This is a genomic window from Microbacterium sp., assembly GCF_011620715.1.
Classification (GTDB): Bacteria; Actinomycetota; Actinomycetes; order Actinomycetales; family Microbacteriaceae; genus Microbacterium.
Map to the genome: position 1 here is coordinate 24,599 of NZ_WOYP01000031.1, position 24,190 is coordinate 48,788.

18 protein-coding genes are annotated in these 24,190 nt (G+C 70.6%); 1 reads left to right on the forward strand and 17 read right to left on the reverse strand.

Features of this window, described 5'->3' with window-relative positions; genetic code table 11:
* The 16 genes from moaC to hrpA all read right to left on the reverse strand — a co-directional run.
* Positions 1–519: cyclic pyranopterin monophosphate synthase MoaC (gene moaC, locus QZV84_RS03560; protein ID WP_292825407.1), on the reverse strand; the 519-nt coding region annotated here is incomplete at its 3' end.
* On the reverse strand, positions 516–1,706 hold the full coding sequence (glp, locus tag QZV84_RS03565; protein ID WP_292825410.1) for a gephyrin-like molybdotransferase Glp: 1,191 nt from the start codon (positions 1,704–1,706) through the stop codon (positions 516–518). The genes moaC and glp, both read right to left, overlap by 4 nt.
* A gap of 18 nt (positions 1,707–1,724) precedes the next feature.
* Positions 1,725–2,813: a ThiF family adenylyltransferase gene (locus tag QZV84_RS03570; RefSeq protein WP_292825413.1), complete on the reverse strand. Its 1,089-nt coding sequence runs from the start codon at positions 2,811–2,813 to the stop codon at positions 1,725–1,727.
* Between the two features lie 46 nt (positions 2,814–2,859).
* Positions 2,860–4,014 carry a methyltransferase gene (locus tag QZV84_RS03575; protein WP_292825416.1) on the reverse strand — a complete coding sequence of 385 codons (1,155 nt, stop codon included), beginning with the start codon at positions 4,012–4,014 and terminating at the stop codon, positions 2,860–2,862.
* Positions 4,015–4,108: 94 nt separating this feature from the next.
* Complete coding sequence (locus QZV84_RS03580; RefSeq protein WP_292825419.1) at positions 4,109–5,374, reverse strand: ABC transporter permease; 1,266 nt, start codon at positions 5,372–5,374, stop codon at positions 4,109–4,111.
* Positions 5,371–6,174 carry an ATP-binding cassette domain-containing protein gene (locus QZV84_RS03585; protein WP_292825421.1) on the reverse strand — a complete coding sequence of 268 codons (804 nt, stop codon included), beginning with the start codon at positions 6,172–6,174 and terminating at the stop codon, positions 5,371–5,373. The genes QZV84_RS03580 and QZV84_RS03585 overlap by 4 nt, the downstream gene beginning before the upstream one ends.
* Before the next feature lie 83 nt (positions 6,175–6,257).
* A complete protein-coding gene (locus tag QZV84_RS03590) occupies positions 6,258–7,307 on the reverse strand; it encodes a substrate-binding domain-containing protein (protein WP_292825424.1) in 1,050 nt (349 codons plus the stop codon).
* A 178-nt stretch (positions 7,308–7,485) separates the two neighbouring features.
* Positions 7,486–8,664: a sugar ABC transporter permease gene (locus QZV84_RS03595; protein WP_292825456.1), complete on the reverse strand. Its 1,179-nt coding sequence runs from the start codon at positions 8,662–8,664 to the stop codon at positions 7,486–7,488.
* 68 nt (positions 8,665–8,732) lie between these two features.
* Positions 8,733–9,611: an ATP-binding cassette domain-containing protein gene (locus tag QZV84_RS03600; protein WP_292825459.1), complete on the reverse strand. Its 879-nt coding sequence runs from the start codon at positions 9,609–9,611 to the stop codon at positions 8,733–8,735.
* Between the two features lie 38 nt (positions 9,612–9,649).
* Positions 9,650–10,705 (reverse strand): substrate-binding domain-containing protein, encoded by a 1,056-nt coding sequence (locus QZV84_RS03605; protein ID WP_292825427.1) that lies wholly within the window; start codon positions 10,703–10,705, stop codon positions 9,650–9,652.
* Between the two features lie 47 nt (positions 10,706–10,752).
* Positions 10,753–11,940, reverse strand: a complete 1,188-nt coding sequence (locus QZV84_RS03610; protein ID WP_292825429.1) for an ROK family transcriptional regulator — start codon at positions 11,938–11,940, stop codon at positions 10,753–10,755.
* Between the two features lie 47 nt (positions 11,941–11,987).
* Entirely contained in the window at positions 11,988–13,202 is a 1,215-nt protein-coding gene (locus QZV84_RS03615; RefSeq protein ID WP_292825432.1) for an NYN domain-containing protein, read from the reverse strand.
* A 38-nt stretch (positions 13,203–13,240) separates the two neighbouring features.
* Positions 13,241–14,224 (reverse strand): Gfo/Idh/MocA family oxidoreductase, encoded by a 984-nt coding sequence (locus tag QZV84_RS03620; protein ID WP_292825435.1) that lies wholly within the window; start codon positions 14,222–14,224, stop codon positions 13,241–13,243.
* On the reverse strand, positions 14,221–15,570 hold the full coding sequence (locus QZV84_RS03625) for a PLP-dependent transferase (RefSeq protein WP_292825438.1): 1,350 nt from the start codon (positions 15,568–15,570) through the stop codon (positions 14,221–14,223). The genes QZV84_RS03620 and QZV84_RS03625 overlap by 4 nt, the downstream gene beginning before the upstream one ends.
* 73 nt (positions 15,571–15,643) lie before the next feature.
* Entirely contained in the window at positions 15,644–16,585 is a 942-nt protein-coding gene (locus QZV84_RS03630) for an NADP-dependent oxidoreductase (protein WP_292825441.1), read from the reverse strand.
* A 63-nt stretch (positions 16,586–16,648) separates the two neighbouring features.
* Positions 16,649–20,635, reverse strand: a complete 3,987-nt coding sequence (gene hrpA, locus QZV84_RS03635) for an ATP-dependent RNA helicase HrpA (RefSeq protein WP_292825444.1) — start codon at positions 20,633–20,635, stop codon at positions 16,649–16,651.
* Between the two features lie 106 nt (positions 20,636–20,741).
* Between hrpA and QZV84_RS03640 the strand changes: the two genes are divergently transcribed.
* The gene (locus tag QZV84_RS03640) at positions 20,742–22,583 is read left to right on the forward strand and encodes a DUF255 domain-containing protein (RefSeq protein ID WP_292825447.1); all 1,842 of its coding nucleotides are present in this window, start codon (positions 20,742–20,744) and stop codon (positions 22,581–22,583) included.
* 3 nt (positions 22,584–22,586) lie between these two features.
* Here QZV84_RS03640 and QZV84_RS03645 read toward each other — a convergent pair whose 3' ends face one another.
* On the reverse strand, positions 22,587–24,185 hold the full coding sequence (locus QZV84_RS03645) for a phospholipid carrier-dependent glycosyltransferase (RefSeq protein ID WP_292825462.1): 1,599 nt from the start codon (positions 24,183–24,185) through the stop codon (positions 22,587–22,589).
* Positions 24,186–24,190 lie beyond the last annotated feature (5 nt).

Genomic DNA, 24,190 nt, shown 5'->3' on the forward strand with positions numbered 1-24,190 from the left:
GTGCGGCGCGTGGGCGTGCGATTCGGGATGCTGCGCCGCAGCATCCGGCGCGTCCCGCGTCCATTCGCCGCGCTTGCCGCCGGACTTCTCGAGCAGGCGGATCTCGCCGAGCACCGCTCGCGGGTCTACGGCCTTGATCATGTCGTGCAGCGTGAGCCCGGCGATCGCGACGGCGGTCAGCGCCTCCATCTCGACGCCCGTGCGTGCGGTGACCGAGACGGTCGCCTCGATGAGGATCGATTCGCCCTCGAAGCCGAAGTCGATCGTGACCGAATCGAGCGGCAGGATGTGGGCGAGCGGGATCAGCTCGCTCGTTCGCTTGGCCCCGGCGATGCCGGCGATGCGTGCCGTGGCCATCACGTCGGCCTTCGGCAGCCCGTCAGCGCGGACGAGCGAGATCACGGCGGCGGTGGTGCTCAGCCGCCCGGCCGCGCGGGCGACGCGGTGCGTGACGGGCTTGCCGCCCACGTCGATCATGCGTGCGCGGCCGGCATCGTCCAGGTGGGTGAGCGAGCTCATAGGTCAACGGTATCGACCGCGGCCCCGGCCGGGAGCGCCGTGACGTCGGCGGGCACGTCGATCAGCAGGTCGGCGGCCGCGAGCGCGGCGACCAGGTGGGAGCCGGGACCTGCGACGGTCTCGACACCGCCGCTCGCGGTCCGCCGTCCGCGAAGGAACTGCCGGCGCCCGGCCGTCGAGACGAGCGGGGCGGCGAGCAGAAGGCGGGTGCGGACGATCGCCGGCAGCCCGGCGACCTCGCGCAGCAACGGGGCGAGGAAGAGTGCGAAGCTCAGCTGGCTGCTCACCGGGTTGCCGGGGAAGCAGACCACCGGCACCGAGCGGTATCGGCCGTATGCCTGTGGTCCGCCCGGCTGCATGTCGACCGTGCCCACGATCGCGCCGAGGGGCTCCAGCAGCTGGCGGACCGGCTCGTGCGCGCCCATCGAGATGCCGCCGCTGGTCACGATGAGCTCGGCGCCGCTCGCGATCGCCCGGTCGAGGGCGGCAGCGAGCCGCACGGGGTCATCGCCGGCCAGCTGAAGGTCGACGACCTCGGCACCGGCCGCGGCGGCGGCGGTCGCCAGGGCGATGCCGTTCGCGTCGGGGAGCCGCCCGTGCCTCAGCGCGGTTCCGGGGGGCACCAGCTCGTTTCCTGTGCTCACGACCGCGACCCGCACACGCGCACGCACGCTGACCTGCATGAGGTTGGCCGCTGCCAGAGCGGCGAGATGACGGGAGGCGAGCCGCAGACCTGCGGGCAGCAGGGCGGCCCCGGCGGCGATATCCGAGCCCGCCTCGCGCACGTACTCTCCGGCATCCCGCCCGCGCAGGATCTCGATGCCGCCCTCGACGAGGCGGGTGTCTTCGATCGGCACCACGACGTCCGCGCCCGCCGGCAAAGGGGCCCCGGTCATGATCGCTATCGCCGAACCCACGGGCAGGGCGGCGGGGCCGGTCGCTCCCGCGGCGATCTCACCGAGCACGGGCAGCACCGTGGGGATCACCGCGAGGTCGTCGGCATGGACGGCGAACCCGTCCATCTGCGAGTTGCGGAAGGTCGGCAGGTCGATGGGGCTGCGCACATCGGCAGAGGTGACCCGGTCTGCGGCCAGCGCGATCGGGACGAACTCGTCCGGACGGCCCTGCAGCGGAGCCAGCAGCGCCCGGATGGTGGCGGCGTAGTCCTCGACGGGGATCCGATGCATGGCTTCGGTATCGGACTTTCAATACCGGGGCAGTGCGGGATCGACGTTGCGCGACCAGGCATCGATGCCACCGGCGAGGTGGCGCGCATCCTCGAATCCGGCCGCCCGCAAGTGCGCGAGGGCGTTCGCCGACCGGACGCCGAGGTGGCAGAAGACGACGGTCGGTGCGGCGGGGTCGAGTTCGCCGATGCGGGCGTCGAGCTCGCCGAGGGGGATCACGATCGCGCCGGGTAGCCCGACGAGGGCCACCTCGTCGGGCTCGCGGACATCCAGCAGCACCGGCGGGGTCGGCTCGCTGAGCAGTGCCGCGAGCTCCCGGGCGCTGATCGAACCAGCGGATGCCGCCACCGGGGTCATCGCGACGGCGCGGGTCGCGGCATCCCTCGCCGGGTCACGGGTGTAGCGCAGCTCGCGAGTGGTCCCGCTGAGGGCGTCGAAGAGCGCCACGCGGCCGAGCAGCGGATCGCCGATGCCGGTGAGCAGCTTGATCGTCTCGGTTGCCATGAGCCCCCCGATCACCGTGCACACGGTCGGAAGGATGCCCGCGATCTCGCACGTGTCGGCGTCGGCGTCGGGGCCGCCGGGAAACAGGTCGCGGTAGTCGGTGCCGTCCCACGCGATGCCGACCTGGCCCGACCAGCGCAGTGCGGATCCCCACACGAGCGGGATGCCGGCGGTCAGGGCCGCATCGTTCGCCGCGAAACGCGTCTCGTTGTTGTCGGATCCGTCGATCAGGAGGTCGGCTCCCGCGAGGATCGCTGCCGCGCTCGTCGAGGTGAACAGCCCGAGGTGCGCGATGACCGTCGTGTGGGGCGACTGGCGATGGAGGGCCTCGGCGGCGGAGGAGACCTTCGGGCGGCCGAGGTCGGCGGTACCGTGCAGGATCTGGCGGTGCAGGTTCGTCTCGTCGACCAGGTCGTCGTCGACGACCGTGATCGTGCCGACTCCTGCGGCGGCGAGGATCGGAAGCACGGCGCTGCCGAGCCCGCCCGCGCCGATCACGACCACGTGCGCGGCCGCGAGCCGCTCCTGGGCGGTGTCTCCGAAACCGGGCAGGATCCGCTGGCGCGCGTAGCGCGCGTCGCGCGGATCGGGGGTGGAGGCCATTGGGCGATTCTCCCATCGATCGGCGGAGCGCGGGTCGCCGCGGCGCTCAGCGACGCGTGGAGACCGTGACCGTGAATTTCGCGTTGCGAGCCGCCTGGCGGGTCGGGCCGACCAGCCGCTCCAGAGCCGGGCGGTACTGCAGTGACGAGTTCCACACCGCCCAGAGCTCGCCTCCCGGCGCGAGGACCCGGCCCGCCTCGGCGAAGAGCGGATCGGCGACTCCGCTCATCGGCACGGCCGTGCCGACGTGGAACGGCGGGTTGAGCGCGATCAGCCGTGCACTCGCGTCGGGCCGGGACTCGAGGCCGAGGGTGCGAGCGACCTGCACGCGGTCGGCGACGCCGTTGGCCGCGACCGTGGCCCGCGCCGAGGCCACGGCGGCCGCGGAGCGGTCGGTCGCGATGACGGAGATCGCGGGGGAGCGCAGCGCGAGCCAGGTCGCGACCACGCCGGTGCCGCAGGCGAGGTCGATCACGTCGCCGGACGCCCCCTCCAGCGCCGAGACATCGGCGGCGGCGAGCTGCTCGAGCAGGAACCTGGTGCCGATGTCGATGCCCGTGCCGGCGAATGCTCCGCCGAAAGCGCAGACCGTGAGCGGCGCCGACAGTCCGGGAGCGTCGTGCCGCGCGCTGCGCGCTTGCGGGTCTCGTCCGTCGTGGGGCGCGCGCGCGATCAGCACACGGGACTTCTGCCGTGCATGCGACACGTCGACGGTGCCGAACGACCGTCGCAGCACCTCGTTCATCGCGGGCGTCATGTGCTTGATCCGACCGCCCGCGAACACCACCACATCCGGGTGGGCGTGCGCGGCGACCAGGCCCGCGATGTCGTCCAGGGCGTCCAGCGCGCGGGGCAGGCGCAGCAGCACGACGTGCGCACCGGTGACGAGGGACTCGTCGAGCGGCAGCGAGCAGAATCCGTGCTCGAGGCCGGCCGTCCGCGCGTTGGCTTCGAGGGCGCGTTCGCCGGAGAGCGAGTCCTGGTGGACCCGGATGCCGGAACCACCGGCATCCGTCGCTCCCAGCGTGAGCGCCCCATACTCGTCGCCGATCGTCACGATCGTGCCTTCGGCGGCGGTGCGCCGCGCGTCGGCGGACTCGTCGAGGATCAGTCGGTCGGCCGCATCGGAGGCGAGCAGACCGGGGGACTCGACATCCGGCCAGCGCCGGAGCGCATCCGGCGTGTAGGAGGTAGGCGGCACCTGGACAGTCTCGCAGTGCTACCGGGAATGCGCTCCACGAGATGCGCAGAACACCGGGACCGAATCCGGCCCCGGTGTTCCGTCGTCCGATCGCCTAGACCCGCGCTCCGCCCGACCTCAATCGCGAGACCGCGTCCACGGTTGCGGCGAGGATGAGCACGCCGCCCGTGACCATCAGGTTGAAGCCGGCCGGCAGGTTGAGCAGGCCGAGGCCGTTCGTGATCACGGCGATCACCAGGGCGCCGATCGCCGCGTGCATGAGCCGGCCGCGTCCGCCGAAGAGGCTGACGCCACCGACGACTGCTGCCGCGACACCGCTCAGCACGATGTCGCGGCCGACCGTGGCATCCACCGAGCCGACGCGGGAAACGCTGAACAGCATCGCGGCCACCGCGAGCGAGGAGCAGATCACGAACGCCCACCACTTGATCCAGCGCACCTTCACGCCGGAGCGGCGGGCGGCCTCGGCGTTGCCGCCGATCGCGTAGACGTATCGACCGAACTTCGTGCGATCCAGCACGAACGTGCCGATCCAGAGGATCAGCAAGACGACCGGAACGATGATCGGCACGCCCGCCACCTCGTTGACCGACTGTCCGCGGTTCTGGTTGAGCACGAAAACGAACGCGCCACCGAGCACGGCGATGACCGCGAGCTTGATCCAGACCAGCGAGATGGCACGATTGGGCACGCCGGCTTTCGTGCGGCGCGCGCGGTCGTAGAACGAGGTGCCGGCCGAGACGGCGAGGATGATCAAGAGCATGACCCAGCCGCCCCACACCGGCAGGTTGCCGTTCTGCAGCGCGATCAGTTCCGGAACCTCGATGCGGAACAGCCCACCCGGGCCGATGACGACCAGCGCGAGCCCCTGGTAGCCGAGGAACAGACCCAGCGTGACGACGAACGACGGGATGCCGACCCTCGCCACGAAGAAGCCTATGAGCGCGCCGGTGAGGAATCCGAAACCGAAGCCGAGGAGCAGGGCGAGCGGCCAGGGAACGCCGAACTGCGCGTTGAGCACGACGAACAATGCCATGCCGACACCGCCCGTGACGCCGGCGGAGAGGTCGATCTCGCCGAGCAGGAGGACGAAGACCAGGGCCATTCCGAGCACGACGAGCGGGGCTGCCTGATTCAGCAGGTTCGCGAAGTTGCGCTCGGTGAGGAAGAACGGGCTCAGGATGCTGAACATCACGCTCAGCACGATCAGCCCGCCGACGGCCGGGAGTGCTCCCATGTCGCCGCCTCGCACGCGCTGCCACCAGGCCTGGACCTGGTCCATGAGGCCGCCTTCGACGCCGCTGCCGATCAGGTCGCCGGCGACCGCGTTCGGCGCGGCATCGGTTGTCGTGCCGCTCACTCTGCGCCTCCGGTGGCGATGGTGGTCGTGCCGATGAGCTCCACGCCCATCGTCTTCGTGCCGGTGATGTAGCCGACGACGTCGTCGCGCGTGGTGTCGGCGACCTTGACCTGCGCGACCAGCTGGCCGAGGTAGAGCACGGCGATGTCGTCGGCCACCTCGAAGACGTCGGCGAGGTTGTGGCTGATGATGATGACCGCGACGCCCTGCTCGGACAGCCGCTTGACCAGGTTGAGCACCTGCTCGGTCTGGGCGACACCGAGGGCGGCGGTCGGCTCGTCGAGGATCACGACGCGCGCCTTCTTCAGCACGGCGCGGGCGATCGCGACGGTCTGGCGCTGTCCGCCGGAGAGCGACGAGACCTTCTGGCGCACCGACTTCACGGTGCGCACGGACAGGCCGCGCAGCGTGTCGGACGCATCCTTCTCCATGCGGCCCTCGTCGAACGTCCCGAGGGTGAGCTCCTCACGACCGAGGAACATGTTCTGGACGATGTCGAGGTTGTCGCACAGCGCCAGGTCCTGGTACACGACCTCGATGCCGAGGTTCGCGGCATCCCGAGGCCCGTGCAGGTCGCGGTGCACGCCGTCGATGAGCACCTCGCCCTCATCGTAGGGCTGAACGCCGGCGAGACCCTTGATGAGGGTCGACTTTCCCGCGCCGTTGTCTCCGACCAGTGCGGTGACCTTGCCGGGGTAGACCTCGAGGTCGACACCCTTCAGGACGCTCACCGGGCCGAACGACTTCTTCACGCCGATCAATTGGATGATCGGCTCTTTCGCACTGATCGTGTCTGACATGCTCGCTTCCTTGCGATTCGGTGTGGATACACGTCGAGGGCGCCGCGCCATTCTCAGGCGCGGCGCCCTCGATGAGGTGACTGCTACGGGGCTACGACGCCGAACTGCTCACACGCGGCGATGACATCGGGCGTGCAGACGTCATCGTACGCGGCGTCGCCGGCGGCGACCACGTCGTTGACCTCGTTCGGTCCGACCAGCACCGGTGTGACCTGGATGTACGGCGTGCCGTCGTCCAGCTCCGCGTCGGCCTTGACCTCCTCGCCGCTCAGCAGGGCGATCGCGACCTCGACGGCGGCGTTGGCCTCGTCGGCGACGGGCTTGTAGACCGTTGCGGTCTGCCAGCCGAGCAGGATGTTCTGCAGACCGGCGACGTTGGCGTCCTGACCCGACACGGCAACACCCTTGAGGTTGTTGTCCTGGAGGACCTTGATGACGCCGGCGGCGTTCGTGTCGTTCGCGGCCCAGACGCCGTCGACCTGTCCACCGAGCGCGGTCAGTGCCTGCTCGAAGTTGGTCTGCGACTTGGCCTGGTCCCAGGCTCCCGGGGGCTCGGCCGCCGGAACGACACCGGCAGCTTCCATGACCTCGACAGCACCGTCGTGGAACATGGCGGCGTTGCCGTCAGTCGGGTCTCCGCCGATGTAGACGACCTTCGCGGCAGCGGGGTCGACGCCCTTGGCCTCGAGGCCGTTCAGGACGGTCTGGCCCTGCAGGCGACCCACCTCCAGGTTGTCGAAGGACACGTAGTAGTCGGCACCCGAGAACGGGCGGTCGTACGCGATGACCGGGATGCCCTCGGCCGTGGCCTTGGCGGCCACCGCCTCTGCGGCGCCCTGGTAATCGACGAGCAGCATGACGCCGCAGCCCTGAGTGAGCTGCTGGTCGGCGATGGTCGAGTACTTGTTCACGTCACCCTGTGCGTTCTGGATGTCGACCTCGAAGCCGGCGCCCTCCAGACCCTCCTGGAGGTACGTGCGGTCGAAGTTCTCCCAGCGCGGCGACGACGCCGCGTCGGGGAGGATGACGCACGCGCGACCCGCTGCGTCGCCGGTGCTCTCGCTGGATGTGCCGCCGCTCGAGCCGGAACACCCGGCCAGGAGCAGCGCGGCAGCACCCGTAAGGGCGGCCACGGAGAGGATTGAAGACTTCTTCATCATTCGCCTTTCGTCTTTGAATGTGCGCACGCCCGGAGACCGGGCGCGTTGTCGCTTGAAGCGATCCTGACGACAACGAGGCTTGGCGTCAAGACATGAACGTAACGCTTTGGCAACGGCGCGTTCGTATTCGCGCCGTGAACGCATGACCCGCTCAGGCTCGGCCGGCGGCAGCTCGTTTGCGTCGTGAGAGGGAGTCGACGGTGACGGCCAGCACGAGCACGATGCCGGTGATCATGAAGATCACGGACGAGTCGAGGTTGAGCAGCGTCAGGCCCGACGAGATCGACTGGATCACGAAGATCCCGAGCAGCGCCGCGAACGCGGTGCCGCGGCCGCCGAACAGGCTCGCGCCGCCGATCACCGCTGCGGCGATCGCGTTGAGATTGACGTCACCGGTGCCTGAACTCTGGTTCGCCGACGCGAGTCGCGCCGCCGCCAGCACGCCTCCGACGGCGGCCAGCGTGGAGCACAGCATGAACACCGAGATGTAGATGCGGTCGACCCGGATGCCTGCACGGCGGGATGCATCGACGGAGCCGCCCACCGCGTACACCGCGCGCCCCCAGCGGGTCCTGGTGAGGGCGAAGTTCACCACCACGACCAGCGCGAGGAAGAACAGGAACATCACGCCGACGCCGCGCGACAGGTTCAGGTACCAGGCCGCGACCATCAGGAACGCCATGAGGAAGCCGCTGCGGATGCCGATCCCGAGGTAGCTCTGACTCACCAGGTTCGCGGCGGAGCGCTGTCGTGCGCGGCGCAGCAGGATCCAGGCGTACGCGGCCGCCGTGAGCCCCGCGACGATGTACGAGGCCCAGGCGGGCAGGTACCACTGCTGGGCGAACTCGACGATCCACGAGTCGAACGGCAGCCCGATCGATCCGGTGTCGCCCAGGATCCACAGCTGCAGGCCCAGGAAGCCGAGCAGACCCGCCAGGGTGATCACGAAGCTGGGCAGGCCGAAGCGCGTGTAGAGGAATCCGTAGAGCAGCCCGACCAGGGCTCCCGCCGCGATCGCGGCGACGAGCGCCAGTACGATGTTCCACTGCAGCTGAACGAACGTCACCGCCAGGATCGCGGATGCGAGCCCCGACACCGACCCGACCGAGAGGTCGATCTCTCCGACGAGCAGCACCACGACGATGCCGAGGGCGATCGTGCCGATCGCGGCGGACTGCATCGTGAGGTTCACCAGGTTGGTGCTGGAGAGGAACACCGGGTTCAGCGCCTGGAACACGGCCCAGATGACCACCAGGCCGACGATCACCGGCAGCGAGCCGAGGTCGCCGCCGCGGATGCGGGCCAGCAGAGACACAGCGGCGGCGCGCATCCCCTCCGCGCTGAAGAGGCGCTCCTGGCTCTCCGGGGCCAGGGGCGGCGCCAGCTCCTTGCCGGTCGTCATGGCGTCCCGCCGCGGAGGTCGCGCCCGCGGCGGGAGTTCAGATCGCGCATCCTGATGATCTTCGCGTCGGACGGCTCCGGCGTCGGCCGATCCGACGCGCGTCTGGCCACCGCGTTGTCGACGGCTCCGGTGATCGCGGCGATGAGCGTCTCGCTGGTCACGTCCGCGATGTTGTAGACGCCGTTGTTCCGCCCGAGCCGCAGCACGACGGCCCGATCGGCGACGGCCATCACATCGGCCATGCTGTGGCTGACCAGAACCACCCCGTGGCCGCGTTCGCGCAGGCGCTCGATGAGCCCCAGCACCTCCGCGGTCTGCGCGACGCCGAGGGCGGCGGTGGGCTCGTCGAGGATCACGATGCGCGGATCGCCGATGAGCGACCGGGCGATCGCCACCGTCTGGCGCTGGCCGCCCGACAATGACGCGACCGGGATGCGCACAGACGGGATCTTGGCCGACAGCTCGCGCAGCAGCGTCCAGGTCTGCTGTTCCATTTCGACCTCGTCCAGCGTGCGGCCCGTGCGCAGCTCGCGTCCGAGCCACAGGTTGGCGACGACGTCGAGGTTGTCGCACAGCGCAAGGTCCTGGAACACCGTGGCGATGCCCAGCTCCTGGGCATCGGCCGGACTGCCGATCTCGACGGGCTCGCCGTCGTATTCGATCACACCGGAATCGGGGGAGTAGACGCCCGAGAGCAGCTTCACGAGGGTCGACTTGCCGGCGCCGTTGTCTCCGATCAGGGCGACGACCTCGCCCTCGTTGACCCAGAAGTCCACATCCGTGAGCGCCCTGACGGCACCGAAGCGCTTGCCGATCGCGTGCACGGTGAGCACCGGGTCTCGTGAGCGCCCCGGTCGCGGCTGTGTCATCGACATAGAGGTCATGTTCTCACCGTTGGCTCCCGCGGCGGCGGTCATCGGATGCCGGCTGCATCGCACGCGGCGACCAGTGCCGGCGTGCAGATGTCCTGAACGGTCCAGAACCCATCGGCGACCACGGTCTCCATGATGTTGTCGATCGTCACGGCCACGGGCTCCAGGAGGGTGGCCGGGGTTCCCTGGATCTCGAGCGGGGAGAGGATCTTCTCGCCCGTGATCAGCGCGACGGCCACGTCGGCGGCGCGCTCGGCCTGCGGCCGGATCGCCTTGTAGACGGTCATCTGCTGGTCGCCGGTGAGGATGCGCTGGATCGCGGCGAGCTCTGCGTCCTGTCCGGTCACCACCGGGAACGGTGACACGTTGCCCGCCTTGAGCGCCGAGATCGCGCCGCCGGCCACGCCGTCGTTCGCCGCATACACCCCGGCGATCTGATCGCCGTACTGCGCGATCTGCCCGGCGACCCATTCCTGGGCCTTCTCCGGGCTCCAGCCCGGCGTGTCGTACTCGGCGAGCACCTGGAGACCGCTCGCGTCGATGACCCGACGTGCGCCCTCTTTGAACTGGGCGGAGTTGCTGTCGGTCGGCGACCCGTTGACCAGGAGCACGCCGGATGATCCGGCACCTTCCGCCTCGAGCGCCCGGACGAACTCGGTCGCCTGCAGATCGCCCACCAGCTCGTTGTCGAAGGAGATGTAGTACGCCAGGTCGCCGCCGGCGATCAGGCGGTCGTAGGAGATCACCGGCACGCCCTGCGCGTTGGCCGACAGTACGATGCTCACCGCCGCCTGCGTGTCGAAGGCGTCTAGGACCAGCACGTCCGCCCCGGCGGCCAGTGCCGATTCGGCCTGCTGCTGCTGCTTGGTGGCGTCACCGTCCGCGTTCGAGTAGAGCACCCGGTACGGCCCGAGTTCAGCCACCCGCGCTTCGAACAGCGGCCGGTCGAAGGTCTCGTAGCGGGCCGTTTTGGCGTCCGGCAGCAGGAGCGCGATCGTGTCGTCGTCATCCGCTCCGGTGCCGCCGCTCGCGCCAGCGCATCCGGCCAGGATGCCGCACACCGCAGTGGCGACCGCCAGCAGCGCGGTCGCGCGCATGCGGGATTCTCGCGGAACCCCTCTCTCGGGTCTGGGCATACGAGAGCCTATGCCGAGAAGGGCATCGCTTCGGCGTCCACCGTCACGTGATCGAGGGCGATCGTGATCGCTCCCCGGGTCTCGGCCCAACCCCCGAACGACGCGCCCACGATCTCGGGAAGACCGCTCGCCGAGGCGAGGGCCGTCCGCTCGAGCGAGTGCCGCATGGGCGCCATCAGGATCTCGCCCGCTTCACCCAGCTCGCCGCCGACGATGATCAGCTCTGGGTCGAAGAGGTTGCACAGGCTCGCGGCCGCGATGCCGATGTGCCGCCCGGCGTCGGCGATCACGCGCCGGGAGCTTCCGTCACCGGCATCCGAAGCCTGAATGAGGTCGCTCAGTCGCTGCATCCCCTCGCTGGGCGGGAACAGCGACAGCAGCGCGGGCCCGCCGGCGTAGGTCTCGAGGCAGCCGCGGTTGCTGCACCGGCACATCGGTCCGTTCTCGTCGATCGTGACGTGGCCGATCTGGCCGGCCTTGCCGTTCACGCCGCGGAACAGATCGCCGTCGACGATGAGCCCGGCGCTGATCGTGTGTCCGACGCGGATGAACACCGACGACGAGGCGTTGCGCCCGCTGCCCTCGCGCGCTTCGGCGAGACCTGCGAGGTTCGCCTCGCTGTCGACGAAGACCGGGCGCCCGATACGGGCCGTGAGGCTCTCGGCGACGTCCACGCCCTCCCAGCCCCGCAGCAGACCGGCGGTCGAGACCATGCCGGTGCGCGGGTCGATCGGGGCGGGCAGGGCGAGCCCGACGGCGAGCAGGTCGCTGACCGTGCCCCCCAGCGTCTCCATCATGTCTCCGAGCAGGATGCTGAGCCGGTCGAGCTCGGCGTCGTGCCGGTGATCGAGCGCGAGGGGGAGTGAAGTCTGGGTGACGACTGTGCGCGTGGCGTCGGCGATCGCGATGTGCAGCTGCCGTGAGCTGAAGTGCACGCCCGCCACGAGCCCGAGCTGCCGCGCGAGCGAGACGAGTGTCGCGCGCCTGCCGCTGCGCGAGGTGATCGAGGTGTGCAGCAGCCCCGACGCGGTCAGTTCCTTGACGATGTTCGACACGGTCGCCGGTGAGAGCCCTGTGCTCCCCGCCAGCTCGACCTGAGTGAGCCGCCCATGCCGTTTGAGCGACTCCACGAGACGGGCTCGGTTCGCTTCACGGAGCGATGACTGCGAGCCGGGTGGGGCGATGCGACCTACCACGATCGACACTGTACCTGACAGCGAGGGGACGCCGATCCGTGACGAAGCTACTCGCGCAGGCGCACGAGTCGCCCGTGACCGGTCTCCTCGAGTTCCGCGATCGACTCGCGGGCCTTGACGAAGTCCGAGAAGGAGCGGTAGCCGAGCGCCTTCTCGCTGAAGGACGGGTCCATGCGCCGCATGTGCGTCTTGACCGCCGAGCTGTGCAGCCACTCGGCGTCGTCGTCCTTGTCGTGGCCCAGGCGCAGCGCGCGCTCCAGCAGTCGCGTGGCCGTCTCCTGCGGGTCTTCCGGGGCCTCATCGATCGGCGCGGTCGCATCCGGGCCGGCGGTGGAGGCGACCGTGGTCGAGGAGGCGCGGCGGTTGGTGCGCTTGGGCGGCCCAGCCGGTCCGAGGGCCTCGATCAGCGACGCCTCGACCTCAGCGGGCGCTGCCACGGCGGGTGCTTCGACGGCGTCCGGGGACGGGGCGGCGGCCTCCGCCGGGGCGCCGGCCTCCGCCGTCTCCGCCGGGGCGGCATCCTTCGCCGGCGTCTTCCGCCCGCGTCCGCCGCGGATGCGGGTGCCGGCTGCGGTCGGCGCAGCATCGTCGGCCGAGTCCGGATCGGCGAGCTCGGCGGCGGCCGGGTCTGCCGCGGCGGCGTTCTTGCCGCGGGACGAGGTTCGCGACGGCGCCTTCGTCGCGACCCGTGCAGGGCGGGGGACGCCGGGCAGAGAGTCGTATGCTTCGAACTCGTCGCACGCGGCGGCGAGCGACTTGGCCGTCGAGCCGGCGACGCCGACGCCGACGACGTACCGGCCGAGGCGGCGGCAGCGCTGCGCGAGCGGGACGTAGTCCGAGTCGCCGGCCACGATGACCACGTGGGTGAGATCGGGGAGGCGGAACATGTCCTCGACCGCGTCGACGGCGAGCCGGATGTCGGCGCCGTTCTTGGCGTACGCGGCGGCCGGGAACAGCTGCACGAGGTCGACCGCGCGGGCGACGAGCTGGGTGCGGTAGACGGCGTTGACCGGCGAGGACCAGTCCGCGTAGGCGCGGGTGAGCACGAGGGTGCCGAAGGACGCGGCGTAGTCGATGATCGCGCCGACATCGATCGTCGCGGCAGTGAGGCGCTCGGCGATCTCGGGGTCTTCCGGCGTCTCGATGATCCGCTGCCGGTCGCGCCCGTACGAGTTGCGTCCGTGCACGCGGTCGTACCAGGAGATGACGATGTTGTCGAAGTCGAGGTAGACGGCGACGCGGGAGTTCTGCGAGTCGGGCATGTGTCCAGTGTGACAGGCGCTCGCGGCAGGCCGGGGTGTCAGACCTCGCTGGGATAGCGGAGCCCGATCTGGCGGCGGACCTCGTCGAGGGTGCCCATGATCGCGACGGTCTCATCGATCGGCAGGATGTCGCTGTCGTTGTCGCCCGAGGCGATGTATCGCTCGGCCGCGAGCGCCTGGAACTGCATGCCGCGGCCCTTGACGTGCGACTGGTACGACTCGAGCACCGTGCCGTCCGGCGCGACCAGGCGCAACGACGTGGGCGTATACCAGACCCGGTCGATGTCGATGCGCGCCTCGGTGCCGATGATGTGCGCCGTGTTGGGGCCGGCGGCGTGGGATGCCGACAGCGAGGTGGAGAGCGCGCCGTTCTCGTGTGTGAAGATCGTCGCCACCTCGTCGTCCACTCCGGTGGCGCCGATCGTGGCGGTCGCGGTGACCGTGGTGGGTGCGCCGAGGATGTCCCACGCGAACGAGATCGGGTAGATGCCGAGGTCAAGAAGTGCGCCGCCGCCCAGGTCGATGTTGTTCAGCCGGTGCTGCGGGTCGGTCGAGATCTTCTGCGTGTGATCCAGGAGCAGTGCGCGGATCTCGCCCAGCGCGCCGGAGTCGACGAGCTCGCGTATGCGGATCATGTGCGGCAGGTAGCGGGTCCACATCGCCTCCATGGCGAGCAGCCCGGTGCGGGCGGCGACCTCGCGCACCGCCGCGGCTTCGGCGCCGTTCAGCGTGAACGGCTTCTCGACGAGCACGTGCTTGCCGTGCTCGAGTGCGAGAATCGCGTTCTCGGCGTGCATCGGATGCGGCGTCGACACGTAGACGATGTCGACCTCGGGGTCTGAGACGAGCGCTTCGTATGAGGCGTGCGCCCGGCGGACCCCGAACTCGGCCGCGAACCGGTCGGCCGATTCGGCGGAACGCGAGCCCACGGCGGTCAGATTCAGGCCCGCCGTTCGCAGGTCGCTCGCGAAAGAGTGGGCGATGCCGCCCGTGGCAAGGATTCCCCAGCGCGATCCAGTCATCCCTCGAGCGTAACGATCCCCGGCCGGACTCGGTCGGCAAGCGGCGCCAGGGCATGTCCGAGATCGGCGATGAGGTCCGCCGGATCCTCCAGACCGATGGACAGGCGGATCGTGGTCGGCGTGATGCCCGCCTCGGCCCGCTGAGCGGTCGTCAAGTGGCTGTGCGTCATCGACGCAGGATGCGCGACGAGACTGCGGGCATCGCCGATGTTCGCCACCAGGCGGATCACCTTCAGACGCGCGATGAGCTCCTCGATGCGGGCGAAGTCGGTGTCCGCATCGCCGGTGGCGTGCACCTCGAACGAGAAGACCGACGCTGCGCCGCGCGGCAGGTATTCGCGGGCGAGGTCGTGCCACGGGCTCGAGGCCAGGCCCGGGTGATTCACGCGGGAGACGGCCGGGTGCTCCTCGAGGAACTGCGCCACCAGCTGCCCGCTGGTGCTGTGTCGCGCCATGCGCAGGTCGAGTGTCTCCAGGCCCTGCAGGAGCTGGAACGCGTTGAAGGCGGACAGTGAGGGGCCGAGGTCGTGGACGTACTTGGTCTTGACCAGTGCGATGAAGGGCGATCCGGTCGCACCGAAGCGCTCGAGCAGGCTGCCGCCGGGGACGCGCCGATAGGTCTCGGTCAGCTGCGGCCAACGGTCCGGCTCCGCCGCGAAGTCGAAGGTACCGAGGTCGACGATCACGCCGCCCAGGGAGGTGCCGTGGCCGCCGAGGTATTTGGTCGCCGAATGCACCACGATGTCCGCGCCGAAGTCCTTGACGTGCTGCAGGTATGGTGTGGCGATCGTGTGATCGATCACGAGGGGAACGCGCGCCGCACGTGCGACGTCAGCCACGGCCCGGACGTCGAGGACCTGGGCATTCGGATTGGTGATCGATTCGGCGAACAGGGCGCGCGTGGTCGGCCGCACCGCCGATGTCCACCCCTGCCGATCGTCCTGATCGACGAACGTGACCTCGATGCCCCAGTCGGCGAACGTGTCCTGAAGCAGGTCTATCGAGCCGCCGTACAGCTGCCTCGCCGCGACGATGTGCTCGCCCTGCTTCGCCAGCGCCAGCAGCGCCAGCGCCACCGCGGCCTGGCCGGACGCGACCGCCGCGGCCGAGATGCCGTTCTCGAGCTCGGCCACCCGCTGCTCGAACACGAGCACGGTCGGGTTGGCGGTCCGGCTGTAGATGTTGCCCTCGCGCCGCAGTGCGAACAGATCGCGTGCCTCGCTGAGCGAGTCGAACTCGAACGCGTTCGACTGGTGGATGGGCGGGATGACGGTGTTCTCGGCAGTGCCGGGGACGTAACCCGCCTGAACCTGCGCCGTCGCGAAGGATCGGGATGCCTCGGACATGCCTCCATTGTCGAGGAGCGCGCGGTGTCTTGTTCGATCGTGTGTCGAACTGTTGCACGCGTGGCCGTGGATGCTACGGGACCAGCGTGACCTTGCCGTCGGTTCCGCTCTCGACCGCCCGGTGCGCGGCTGCGGCATCGGCGAGCGCGAAAGATGGGCCGAGCTCGACCGAGAACCGGCCGGCGGCCATCAGGGCCAGGCTCACCGGGAGCGCTTCGCGCCGCCATCCGAGCGCACGATCGGACAGGGGCTCAGGCGCGCCTCCCTGGAAGGCGCGGATGCCGAAGGACGCGGCATCCCGACCCCGCACGATCGTGGCGATGCGCTCGCGATCGGGGACGAGTTCGACAGACGCGCCTATGGCCTCGTCTGTTCCGGCGGCGTCGAGGGCGACCGTGATGCCCTGCGGCGCCACGGCGCGGACGCGATCGGCCAGGCCCACTCCGTAGGCGACCGGGGTGGCGCCGAGCTCGCGGATGCGATCGAAACGGCGCTCGGATGCCGTCGCGATGACCGTCGCGCCCCACAGCACCGCGAACTGGATCGCCGCCTGGCCGACAGCCCCGGAGCCGGCGTGAACGAGCAGCGTGTCGGTCGGTCCGACGGCGAGCGAGCGCAGCGACTGGTAGGCGGTGCCGACCGGGATGCCGAGCCCGGCGCCCTCGGCGGCGCTGACCTGCGGCGGGCGCGGCTGAGCGTTCTCGGCGCTCACCACGATGTCTGTCGCGTATGTCCCCGGCGCGCTGAACACGACCACCGCGTCGCCGACCCGGAAGCCGTCGACCTCGTCGCCGGTCGCGGTGACGATGCCGGCGCCGTCCCCGCCGACCCGGCGGGGCTCTGTGATCGGCGCGGACGCACGCTGCCCGGAGCGCAGCTTGCCGTCGATCGGGTTGACTCCGGCTGCTTCGACGCGCACCGCGATCTCGCCCGGCCCGGGCGACGGAGTCGGGATCTCGATGAGGGTGAGGACCTCGGGTCCGCCGAACTCGGTGTAGGTGATCGCGTGAGCCATGACAAGGGCCAACCTTTCGGCTGGCGGGCACTATTCCCGGGGACTATTCGTGATTCCCGGGCACTATTCGCGCAGGGACTTCTGAATCCGCTGCAGCGAGACCGCCTCGGCCGTGCCGAGGTGCTGCGCGAACAGGCTCACGCGGTACTCCTCGAGCAGCCAGCGGGTGCGTACGAGGGCCGGTGGTGCGTCCTCGGCGGGAGGGATCGCCCCGCCCGCCTCGGCGAAGGCCGCAGCCGCACGCTCGAACTCGGTCATGCGCTGCCGGTCCCGGCCGGGATTGTCGACGAGCCCCTCGACCCGCTCCTTCGCACCGCGCAGGTACCGGGGCACGTGCGCGAGCCGGGCGAGGCCGATCTTCGACACGAAGCCGGGGAAGACGAGCCCGGCGACTTGCCCTTTCACGTCGTTCAGCGCGCCGAGCAGGGTGAGCGAGTTCTGCGCGCGAAGCGCGCGATCTGCCTCGCGTGCCGCGGTGAGGATGCGAGCCGAAAGCGATACGGTCTGGAACGTCTCCTCGACCACGGCCGCCGAGAGCGCGGCGCGCACACGTTCGAAGTCGGCGCGGGTGCGCACGAGCGAATCCTCGGCGATGCGGGCCAGGACGGCATCCGCCACCGCGACGCGCGCGTCTTCGACCAGAGCCTTCGCCGACGGATAGGGGGATGCCGCCAGCGCCAGCTTCTCGGCCGAGGTCAGGTGCTCCAGTACGTACGGCGCGGGCGAGGCCACTGCCAGCAGAAGCAGCCGGCGCACACCGGCGCGGGTCGCCCGCTCTGCGGCTTCAGGCGTGGCCTCGACCCGCAGCGCCACGGTGGATCCTTCGTCGACGAGGGCGGGGTAGCCCCGCACGACGCCGCCCGCGACTTTCGTGTCCACCACCTCGGGCAGGTCGCCGAAGTCCCAGTCGGTGAGGCCGGTACGCGGGGTGATGCCCGCGCCGGGTGCCGCGGCGGCCCGCGGACCCGGTGCGTCCGGCCCGTCCGGTGCCGGGCGGCTCGGCGCGGGGCGCCCGCTCGAGGACCGGGCCAGGGACTTCTCGACCGATGTGCGCGCCCGGTCGGCGAACCGCTTCTGCAACGGGGCGAGCTCCCGGCCGGATGCGAGCGGGCGGCCGCGCTCGTCCACGACCCGGAACGAGATCTGCAGGTGCGCGGGCACGCGGTCGAGCTCGAAGTCCGCGGCGGTGACCGGCTGGTTCGCGACCCGCTGGATGCGGGTGGCCAGCGCACCGCGGAGCGAGGTGTGGGGCATCCCGTGGTGCGCTTCCGGACCCATGCCCGCGAGGTCCTCCGCGAAGCGCGACGCCCAGTCCGCGGCGGGCACGACGTGCCGGCGGATCGCTTTGGGCAGTGCCCGCAGCAGCGCGGTGATCATCTCGTCGCGCATGCCCGGCACCTGCCAGTCGAACCCGTCGGGCCTGATCTGCGCGAGCAGCGGAAGGGGCACGACGACGGTCACTCCGTCATCCTCGGCACCGGGTTCGAACCGGTATGTCAGAGTCAGCACCTGGTCGCCTTGCCGCCAGCGCGCGGGGAAGGCGCGCTCGTCGGCGCGGGCGGCATCGTCGAGCAGGTCGGCCTCGGTCATCTCGAGCAGGCGCGGAGTGCGGTTCACGGCGTCCCGCCACCACGCCTCGAACGAGCGCACGTCGTACACATCGCGGGGGATGCGCGCGTCGTAGAAGGCGTACACGGCCTCGTCGCCGACCAGGATGTCGCGGCGGCGCTCGCGTTCCTCGATCTTCTCGAGGCGTCGGCGCAGCTCGAGATTGCGTCGCTCGAAGGCCGTCAGTCGCTTTTCTGTGCCCAACGGGGCTCCGCCCCGCACCCCTGGCTCGCTCGCGCGGCCCCCGAACGGATCCCACTCGCCTTCGACCAGCGCGTGCCGCAGGAACAGCTCGCGCGCGAGCGGCCGGTCGAAGCGCGCCAGCTGCGCTCGGCGCCGGGGGATGATCTCGACCCCGAACAGCGTCACCTTCTCGTAGACGGATGCCGCCCCCGCGGCTTTCGACCAGTGCGGCTCGCTGAGCCGGCGCTTGGCGAGGTCGCCCGCGAGCGCCTCCGCCCACGCCGGGTCGACGGCGGCGACCGTGCGGGCGAACAGGCGCGAGGTCTCGACGAGCTCGGCCGCCATCACCGCGGATGGCCGCTTCTTGCGCAGGCCGGACCCCGGAAAGATCGCGAACCGCGCGCCGCGTGCGCCGATGTATTCGCCGGCCGGCTGACGCTTGGCGTTGCCGCGCTCTGGCGCCTTCGGCGGGGTGCGCCCGGTCTCCTTGGGCGTGGTGCGCTCGTCCAGGATGCCGATGTGCGAGAGCAGGCCGGACAGGATCGCCTTGTGCAGCTGGTCGGGGTCGGCGGTCGCGTCGTCCGCGTGCTTGTCGTTGCGTGGAGCGCCGACGAGCGTCCGCAGCTGGCGATGCACGTCGACCCATTCGCGCACCCGCACATAGTTCAGGTGCTCGGAGCGGCACAGGCGCCGGAAGGCGCTCGAGCCGAGGGCCGCCTGCTGCTCCTGCAGATGATTCCAGAGGTTCAGCAGCGTCACGAAGTCGCTCGTCGGATCCACGAACCGCGCGTGAAGCCGGTCGGCCTCCTCCCGGCGTTCTTCGGGCCGTTCGCGCACGTCCTGGATCGACAGGCCGGCGACGATCGCGAGCACGTCGCGCTGCACGCCGACGCGCCTGGCCTCGATGAGCATGCGCGCGAAGCGCGGGTCGATCGGCAGGCGCGAGATCTCGCGGCCGAGGTCGGTCAGCCGTGCGGTTCCGCCGCCCTCGCTGCGGGAGGGCGGGCGCACCGCGCCGAGCTCGAGCAGGAGGTCGAACGCCGCCTTCACACCCCGCGAGTCGGGCGGTGTCAGGAACGGGAAGGAGGTGATGTCGCCGAACCCGAGCGAGAGCATCTGCAGGATGACCGAGGCGAGGCTCGTGCGCAGGATCTCGGGCTCGGTGAACTCGGGGCGCTTGTCGAAGTCCCCCTCGGCGTAGAGGCGGATCGCGATGCCCGGCGCGGTGCGTCCCGCGCGCCCCGCGCGCTGCTGCGCCGAGGCCTGCGAGATCGCCTCGATCGGCAGCTGCTGGATCTTCGTGCGGGCGCTGTAGCGCGAGATGCGCGCCGTGCCGGTGTCGATCACGTAACGGATGCCGGGGACGGTCAGGCTCGTCTCCGCGACGTTGGTCGCCAGGATCACGCGGCGACGGACGCCGGGCATGCTGGAGCGTTCGAAGACCCGGTGCTGCTCGGACGCGCTGAGGCGGCCGTACAGGGGGAGCACCTCGGTCGGAGCCGCATCCTTCGCGTACATGCCGCGAACGGCATCTGTCGTATCCCGGATCTCCGCCTCACCCGGCAGGAAGACGAGCACATCTCCAGGAGCCTCGTGATCGAGCTCGCGCAGGGCGGCGGTGATGCCGTCGACCTCGTCGGCTGCGGCATCCTCGGGGCCGCGGTAGCGGATCTCGACGGGATACGTGCGCCCCGAGACCTCGATGATCGGCGCGGGGGTGCCCTCGGCATCCGCGAAGTGCTTCGCGAAGCTCTGCGGATCGATCGTCGCGCTGGTGATGACGACGCGCAGGTCGGGACGCTGGGGCAGCACCTGGGTGAGGTAGCCGATGAGGAAGTCGACGTTGAGCGAGCGCTCGTGCGCCTCGTCGACGATGATCGTGTCGTACCGGCGCAGCAGCCGGTCGCGGTGGATCTCGTTGAGCAGGATGCCGTCGGTCATGAGCGCGATGCGCGTGTCTTCCTGCACTTTGTCGGTGAAGCGCACTTTGTATCCGACCGTGGTGCCGAGCGGCACTTCGAGCTCTTCGGCGATGCGTTCGGCGATCGTGCGCGCAGCGATGCGGCGGGGCTGGGTGTGCGCGATGCGGGTGCGGCCGAGCTCGAGACAGATCTTCGGCAGCTGCGTCGTCTTGCCCGAGCCGGTCGCGCCGGCGACGATCACGACCTGATGATCGCGGATCGCGCGCGCGATCTCGTTCCGCGCGGCGCTGACGGGCAGCTCCGGCGGATACGAGATGACGGGTTCGGGCGCGGGCATAGCCTTCGATCGTACCGAGCGGCGGGCACCCCGTGGTCGTGGCTCAAGCCGAGAGCGCGCAACGGTATGACGATCCCCATGGCGCAGTTCGACGTAGCCTGGAGCCGTGAATCCCCGGCTCGAGACCTCCGCCAGTCCGTACCTGCGGGCGCACGCGGGAAATCCCGTCGCCTGGTACCCGTGGGGTGACGCCGCGTTCGCCGAGGCGCGCCGGCGCGACGTTCCGGTGCTCGTCTCGATCGGCTACTCGACGTGCCACTGGTGCCACGTCATGGCGCGCGAGTCGTTCTCCGACGCCGAGACCGCGGCCCTGATCAACCGCGACTTCGTCGCGATCAAGGTCGACCGCGAAGAGCACCCCGAGGTGGATGCCGCCTACCTCGCCGCGGCGGCGGCCTTCACCCCGCACCTCGGCTGGCCGCTGACCGTCTTCACCACGCCCGCGGGGCGGCCGTTCCACGCCGGCACGTACTTCCCGCCGGAACCCCGCTCCGGCATCCCGTCGTTCACCCAGGTTCTCGCCGCCGTCCGGGCAGCGTGGACCGAGCGCCGCGAGCAGGTCGACGGCACCGCGGCAGCCGTCGCCGAAGTGCTCGCCGAGGCGCGGGCGGCGGCATCCGGCGCCGGGCGACTGCCGTCCATCGACGACCTCGCCGAAGCCGCAGGGCTGGTCCAAGCGCGCGAGGACCGCGAGTTCGGCGGATTCGGCGGGGGCGATCCCGCCGAGCCGAAGTTTCCGGTCGCGACCGCGCTGCGGCTGCTGCAGGCTCCGGCGGTACGGGAAGCGAACCCGGCGGCGTCCCGCGTCGCCGAACGCGCGCTCGCCGCGATGGCCGGCTCGCCGCTGCGCGACCCGGTCGAGGGCGGCTTCTTCCGCTACGCCACGCGCCGCGACTGGACTGTGCCTCACTACGAGCGGATGCTGATCGACAACGCGCAGCTGCTCGAGGTCGCGCTCGAGGCCGGCGACGAGCAGACCGCACGCGGCATCGCGCGGTTCCTCATCGAGGTCCTGCAGCAGCCTTCCGGTGGATTCGGCGCGGCACAGGACTCCGAGTCGTGGATCGACGGCGCCCGCAGCGAAGGCGGCTATTACGCAATGGATGCCGCAGCACGCGGCACCCTCGACCCGCCCGCGGTCGACGAAAAGGTCGTCACCGGGTGGAACGGAATCGCGATCGGGGCGCTCGCCCACGCCGGCCAGCGCCTGGATGAGCCCGCATGGGTGGAGGCCGCCCGTTGGGCGGCCGACACCGTGATCGGCATCAACCTCCGCCCTGGCGGTCTGCTCGCCCGTGCGTCGCTCGATGAGATCGCCTCGACCGCGTCCGCGACGCTCGCCGATTACGGCCAGCTGGCATCCGGGCTGGTGGGGCTGGCGGCCGCGACAGGCGAGGTGGCATACGCCGAGCGGGCCCGCGACCTCGTGCGGGCCTGTGTCGACGAGGCCGGCGCGATCCGGGTTCCGGGCGGCGGTGACCCCGTCCTGGCCGGCCAGGGGATCGAGACGCCGGATGCCGCCTCCGACGGCGACGAGCCGTCCGGGTTCGCCTCCCTCGCCGATGCCGCCGTCTCGCTCTGGCAGCTCGGCGCAGGACCCGGCCTGCGATCGACCGCGGAGCGGATCGTCGCCGCGCACGCGGCCGCGGCGCTCGCGCAGCCGTTCGCCTACGGCGCGCTGCTGCGTGTGGCCGCTCACCTGGCCGTTCCGCCCCGTCAGCTCGTGGTCGTCGCCGAGGACCGAGACGGCTCCCTCGTCGCGGCTGCGCGCACCGTGCCGACGGACGTGCTCGCGATCGTGACCCCCGCGCAGGCGGCGCAGTGGTCGCGTGCGGGCTTCGAGCTGTTCGCCGAGAAGACGGCGAAAGACGGGCTTCCGACCGCTTACGACTGCCGCGATTTCGCCTGCCGGCTGCCGGTCACCGACCCGGACGCGCTCGTCGCCTGACGATCAGATCCAGGTCTGCATCCAGTTGTGCGCCTGCCAGAAGACGTACGGCACCTCGGTGCCGGTGAGGATCGGGTACCAGAACGCCGACAGACCGACCGCGACCAGCAGGAAGACCATCACGACCCGCTGCCCGGTGGTGCGCCGGTGGCGGTCGCTGCGCGACGCGCCGGCGATGTCGCGCAGCGCGAAGGTGAGCGCCAGCAGCATGAACGGCAGGATCGCGATCGTATAGAACTGGAACATCGTGCGCTCGGGGTAGAGCAGCCACGGCATGTACGTGACGCCGACCCCGGTGAGGATGAGAGCGAACCGCCAGTCGCGAGTGCGGACGAACCGGTACACCAGATACAGCACCGCGGCCACGGCGGCGTACCAGATGAGCGGGTTCGGCATGCTGTAGATGTTCTCGACGCAGCCGTTCGCCGCCACGCAGTCCGCCTGTCCCTGCGGTGTGGCGTTGTAGTACATCGACGTCGGGCGCAGCAGCAGCGGCCACTGCCATGCGGGGCTCGCGTACCCGTGCTCGGAGGCGAGCCCGACGTGGAAGTCGTAGATCGCGCGGTGGTACAGCCACAGGCTCTGCAGCGCGGTCGGCACCCACGACCAGAATCCTGAGGCGGGCACGAGATCGGCGGCCTGCCGGTCATAGCCGCCGGCGGTGGTGAGCCATCCGATCCATGAGCTCAGGTAGACCACGAGCGCGACCGGGACGAACAGCACGAACGTGGCGGCTCCCTGACGGAAGGCGGCATCCGCGGGCCAGATCCGCACACCCGCACGGCGGCGTTCCAGGGCGTCGGTGACCACGAGGTAAATGCCGAGGCCGGCGATCACGTACAGGCCCGACCACTTCACCGCCGTCGCGGCGCCCGCCGCCGCGCCGGCCGCGATGAGCCAGGGGCGGTTCCAGCGCACGGGTCCCCACGCCGGAATCGCGCCATCGCCCCACCGCTCGGCGATCAGGGCGGCGATCCGGGGGAGGTGCGTCCGCCGGTCGAGCAGGACGAACCAGAACGCCAGCAGGATGAAGAAGGTGAGGAAGACATCCAGCAGCGCGACCCGACTCAGCACGATCGCGAGCCCGTCGATCGCCATCAGCAAGGAGGCGACGGTGGCGAAAGGCACCGACCCGGTCATCGCCTTGGCGATGACGTACAGCAGCAGCACGGTCGCGGTGCCGATGATGGCGCCGGCGATCCGCCAGCCGAACGACGAGTCCGCGCCGAACAGCGCCATGCCGAGCCCGATGAAGAACTTGCCCAGCGGCGGATGGACGACGAAGCTGCCGGTCGTGGTGAACGTGTCGGTGCTGCCCGCGAGGAACTCCTCGTTCGCACCGTCGCCCCATGTGGCCGCGTAGCCGAGCACCCACTGGGTCCAGGCATCCTTTGCGTAGTAGGTCTCGTCGAAGACGAACGCGTGCGGGTGCCCGAGATTCCACAGGCGCAGGATGCCGGCCAGCAGCGTCACCAGAGCCGGGGAGAGCCACGCCCACCGGCGCGCGAGGCGCGGATCCCCGGCCGCCCGGGCAGACCAGCGGTCGTAGATCGACGGTCGCCTGTCGGGGAGGAGGGGAGCCGTCGCCGTCACGGGCTCCAGCCTAG